Source organism: Motilibacter aurantiacus (assembly GCF_011250645.1).
Classification (GTDB): domain Bacteria; phylum Actinomycetota; class Actinomycetes; order Motilibacterales; family Motilibacteraceae; genus Motilibacter_A; species Motilibacter_A aurantiacus.
Genome location: NZ_JAANNO010000031.1, coordinates 1 through 1,705 on the forward strand (window position 1 = coordinate 1; position 1,705 = coordinate 1,705).

Genomic DNA, 1,705 nt, shown 5'->3' on the forward strand with positions numbered 1-1,705 from the left:
GCCCTGATCCACCGGCCTGAGGTGGGTGGTGGTGCGTGGCGAACAGCGAGAATGCCCTTCTGAGCAGGGAGGATGTCGATTGCGACATCGTCATCCCACTGCTCACGAAGGGCATCTCGTAAGTGAAAGCCTGCCACAGCATCGTGCCTGTCTTCGATGAGGCGAACCTCGTGTCGGCCGCCGGGCTGGTGCCCGTGCTCGAGCTGGCCGGACGGGCCGGCCTGGACGGCCTCCTCGCCGAGCACCTGAGCGTGCCGAGCCCGAATGCGGTCGACAAGTCCCGCAGCGTGATCGCGGGGATGCTCGCTGGCGCGGACAGCATCGATGACCTGGACCTGCTGCGCGCCGGTGGTATGGCCCGGGTCGTCGCGGGGGTGCGAGCCCCGTCGACGTTGGGCACGTTCCTGCGCACGTTCACCCACGGCCACGTCCAGCAGATCGACAAGATCACTGGCTGTGTCCTGGCAGGCCTGACCAGGCAGGTCTCGGGGCTGCTCGCCGGCGGACGCGCCGAGAACGGCATGGTGTTCGTCGACGTGGACGACACCATCCGCGAAGTCCACGGCTATGCCAAGCAGGCCGCCGGGTTCGGGTACTCGAAGGTGCGGGGCCTGAACGTGCAGCTCGCCACGGTGTCCACCCCCACCGCGGCGCCGGTGATCGCCCGGGCCCGGCTGCGACGAGGGAACGTGATCTCCCACGCCGGCGCACCGCGGCTGATCGCCCAGGCGGTGAACACCGCCCGAGCCGCCGGGGCGCGCGGGCAGGTGATGGTCCGCGCGGACTCGGCCTACTACCTGCGGGACGTGCTCGCCGCAGCGGTGCGCCATGACGCGTGGTTCTCCGTCACCGCGCGGATGAACCCGGCCGTGGTCAAGGCCATCGCCTCCATCGGCGAGGACGCGTGGGCCCCGATCACCTACCCCACCGCGGTCTTCGACGCCCAGGTCGGCGCCTGGGTCTCCGACGCCCAGGTCGCCGAGATCGAGTTCACCGCGTTCACGTCCCTGCCCAAGGCCAAGCAGGTCCACTGCCGCCTGGTCGTGCGTCGCGTCCGGCGCCTGCAACCACGCGCCTCCGACGGGTCGGTGCAGGGCGAGCTGTTCGCGGACTGGCGTCACCACGCGTTCGTGACGAACTCGACCCTGAGCACCATCGAGGCCGATCAACGCCACCGCGGCCACGCGATCATCGAGCAGGTCATCGCCGAGCTCAAGGACGGGCCCCTGGCCCACCTGCCCTCGGGCCACTACGCCGCCAACGCCGCCTGGGTCGCCTTCGCCGCCCTCGCCTTCAACCTCGCCCGCGCCGCGAGCATCGCCGCCGGCATGGCCACCGCACGGTGGGCGACCCTGCGCCGACGCATCATCACCGTCCCCGCCCGCCTCGCTGCCACCGGACGCCGCCTGGTGATGCACCTACCAACACGCTGGCCCTGGGCACCGGCCTGGGCTGCGCTCTGGGACGTCGCGACCGGACCACCGCGACCCGTCACGACCTGACCACCGGCCCCAACGGGCCCAACCGGAGAACCAGTGGAAGCGCCGGCACAGACCGGCAGCTCCACCACGCCCTCCACCCCAACGACGTCCGACGACCCCGAGAATCGCACCCGACCGAAGACGACCGGTGGATCAGGGCTCAGTCCGACGAGCCCTGATTAACCCTCGGATCACCGGACGATCGGTCTACCGCGGGACCGACC

At 70.7% G+C, this 1,705-nt stretch carries 1 protein-coding gene; it reads left to right on the forward strand.

Annotation, left to right across the window (positions count from 1 at the left end; all coding sequences use genetic code 11):
- Nucleotides 1-122 precede the first annotated feature (122 nt).
- Nucleotides 123-1,502, forward strand: a complete 1,380-nt coding sequence (locus tag G9H72_RS20665; protein WP_166174735.1) for an IS1380 family transposase — start codon at nt 123-125, stop codon at nt 1,500-1,502.
- Nucleotides 1,503-1,705: the final 203 nt, after the last annotated feature.